4 protein-coding genes and 1 pseudogene are annotated in these 3054 nt (G+C 34.7%); 4 read left to right on the top strand and 1 reads right to left on the bottom strand.

What is annotated here, in order from left to right:
- Positions 1-132 precede the first annotated feature (132 nt).
- Positions 133-345, bottom strand: a complete 213-nt coding sequence (locus Q0K80_RS10150; protein ID WP_294606004.1) for a hypothetical protein — start codon at positions 343-345, stop codon at positions 133-135.
- 281 nt (positions 346-626) lie between these two features.
- On the opposite strand from Q0K80_RS10150, the gene Q0K80_RS10145 reads away from it, so the two are divergent.
- The 4 genes and pseudogenes from Q0K80_RS10145 to Q0K80_RS10130 form a co-directional block, all read left to right on the top strand.
- Complete coding sequence (locus Q0K80_RS10145; RefSeq protein ID WP_294606002.1) at positions 627-1373, top strand: XRE family transcriptional regulator; 747 nt, start codon at positions 627-629, stop codon at positions 1371-1373.
- Between the two features lie 15 nt (positions 1374-1388).
- Entirely contained in the window at positions 1389-2174 is a 786-nt protein-coding gene (locus Q0K80_RS10140; protein ID WP_294606000.1) for a DUF3862 domain-containing protein, read from the top strand.
- Between the two features lie 141 nt (positions 2175-2315).
- On the top strand, positions 2316-2684 hold the full coding sequence (locus Q0K80_RS10135) for a hypothetical protein (RefSeq protein WP_294605998.1): 369 nt from the start codon (positions 2316-2318) through the stop codon (positions 2682-2684).
- A gap of 117 nt (positions 2685-2801) precedes the next feature.
- Positions 2802-3054, top strand: a pseudogene (locus tag Q0K80_RS10130) (site-specific integrase); the annotation flags it as partial.

The raw sequence follows: 3054 nt of genomic DNA, 5'->3' as shown, positions 1-3054 counted from the left end.
TCAGTAGCATTCATCCATTCGTTTTCCTCCTGGAATGATATTCCCCTTTCTGCTAGAACTTCTCGAACAGCGTCGACTAAGTCCTTTTTTGGGATAACTACCGGAACATTAACTTCCATTTGACAAGCCTCCTTAAGGTCTAATTCCTAATTTCTGGCTAATCTTTTTTCGAATTCTGACAAATCGTTCTCCTGGGCATCCATTAATTGCCTGACAGACTTGTGCAGTATTCTCATTAATTTGGCGAGCTAATTCAGCTTGGCTTAAATCAGCTTTAACCAAAGCAATCTTAATTTCCTGCGCGTATTGATTAGTTAGAGCTTGCAATTTTTCGTCAAAATGCATATGTTACGCCTCCATTTTCCGTAATACTAAAAAATAATAATGTAAAAATTAATGTGTAAACGATTGACAAAATTACGTAAGAGTGCGAATATTAAAGTATGCTAAATAAGAGCTGAAGTGTTTCCCCAAACATCGTAAAAAGCTTTTATTGTGCAAAGAAAGCGTATCTAATTCGTTTTCTTATTTGTTTTGTTTTTTGTTTACAACAGTATATTACGTTACTATGCGTAAATTGTCAAGCGTAATGTTACGTAATTTTTGAATATGAGGAGTTATTTAAAATGACCGTATTTGAAAATATCCAGAGAATTGCTAAAGAACACGGTTTAACTTTAATGGAGGTTAACAATAAAGCTGGCTTAGGCACAAGAACTATTTATCGTTGGAAGAATAAGAAGCCTACAATTGAAAACTTAGAAAAAGTTGCCCATGTTTTGCATACTTCAATTGATACCCTTTTAGACGACAGTTCAAATCAAGTTAATGCTCAAACTAACAAGTTAATAGAGCATGGGCATAAATACTCTCAATATAAAAAAAACGCGACATCACAGATTATGCACCAATATCCCATCGGTGGCAGTCCCTTACGGCCTCTATCTGATGATGATATTGATACTGTTAAAAGATTAGAACCTCACAATTATCAAGTTAGGGTACCTATATTGGGTAAAATAGCATGTGGAGAGCCAATTTTCGCAGAGCAAAATATTGTTGGATACAAAGATTTGACTTTTGACCATAAGCCTGATGGAACATTGTTTCTATTACAATGTCAGGGTCACAGCATGGAGCCCTTAATTCCAGATGGTTCATTGGTTACTATTAGACGACAAGCAATGGTTGAAAATGGAGAATTAGCTGCTGTTTTGATTGATGATGGTGCGACGATTAAACGTGTCAAGTTTACAAATGGTGAGATAATTTTGTTGCCAGAGAACACTCAGTATGATCCAATCCTTTTGAACGATAAAAACCCTGGTAGAATTATTGGTAAAGTAATCCATGTGGATTATGATGTTTTATAAGTAAATGGAGTATTAATGATGATAGTTTTTTGGATAGTTGCCATTATTAGTTGTATTGCATTTATGTTCTATCATGACAACGAGTTAGCAAGGAATAAAAATAAAGTAAGTACCAAAAATGACAAAATAAAAAAGCCACTAAAAAAATGCTGGTGGTTTTGGATAATTGTTTTTTTATTAACAGCTGGCTTGGTAGGTTCTATTACAGATAGTTTTAATGACAACAGCACTTCAAAAAATAAAACTGATCAAAAAGCGACTAAAGCAAAACAAAACACCGTTTACACAGATCCGTACGGAGATCAAACTTCTATTGAAAATGCCAGGCTGCTCTCAGTTTTTACTAAAGTTAAATTGGGAGATATAGCTAAAGAAGGACAAGGTGGCACATCATATAAAAAGGTTAAAAAGATGTTGGGATCCAAGCCCACAAATACTTCTTCTAGTGAGGTTTCAGGCATAGAATCAGAAATTTCCAACTGGCATTACGCTGGATTAGATCTTTCTTTTACATTTGTTAATAAGCATGTTGTTGGCAGATCGTTGAACAGATTGCGTTGGAAACGAAGCAGAAGCCCTATTACCCGCAAGTCGTATAGAAAGTTAGACAATGGGACGACCAGCGATTACGTTCTTAAAAAATGGGGTATGCCAGACGAAATAACGCAATTGTTTATTTTAGGGAATTACCAAACTAAATATGCCTGGTTTACTGGAATTGATGGCGACTTAGGATCTAATGTTTCAGTAGATTTTACCGGAAACAAACTAACGGGAAAATCACAGTATGGTTTAAAATAAACAAATAATAGTCGTTAATAGCAAGATAGCCACCTTTTTGGTTATTGAAAGTTTTACTAAACGCGGTAGAATTTCTATTAAAGAATTGTCCATCACACCAGTGACATTAAACCTATGGCAAATAATGAAGGAGATTTTTATATGAAAATCACAAAATTAGTAATTGGCATTTTACAAATGGTGTTAGCTGCATTTATATTATTCCAATCTTGTGCAGTTGGTGCATCCCATGCAATGGAGAATAAAACCAGCGACGCAGGTGGAACAGCAGGTTTTATTGTTGCAGCTTTGTTTTTAGTTTGCGGAATTGTATATGTGGCAACTCGTAATTCACAAAGTCTAGGCGGTGATATTGCTGGTCTAGTATTAATGATTATTGCTTGGATTTTAGGAATTACTAATGCTCACGATTACGGTGATTTACAAATATGGGGCTGGGCAGCTTTAATTATTGGTGTTTTCTTTTTTGTTTGGCATCTTCTCGTAAATAAAAAAGCAAAAAGTAATTAAATAAAAAAGTCCTTAAGAACTGATCTGGAAAACTAATTCTTAAGGACTTAGTAAAAAGTAGACAAAGGCCTAAGGCCTTTCGTCTACCCTATTTTATCATAAATTAGGAGGATTGTTATGCCAAAAAGAGATAGTCATATAAAGGAATATGAAAGCAAAAGTGGTGAACGACGGTTTAAGTTTCATCTTTATTTGGGTTTGGATGAGAATGGTAAGCGAGTCAATATAACTAGGCAAGGATTTACTAATTACAACGATGCTAAAACCACCTACGATAAATTAAGGGCTAATGGTACTCAGGGCTATAGCAAGCCGAAACAAATAAAAACTAGCGAAATGTATAAAATATGGTTTAACAATTACAAAGGCC

This window comes from uncultured Lactobacillus sp. (genome assembly GCF_945290125.1).
Lineage (GTDB): Bacteria > Bacillota > Bacilli > Lactobacillales > Lactobacillaceae > Lactobacillus > Lactobacillus rizhaonensis.
This window is presented reverse-complemented; position numbering and strand designations above follow the sequence as displayed.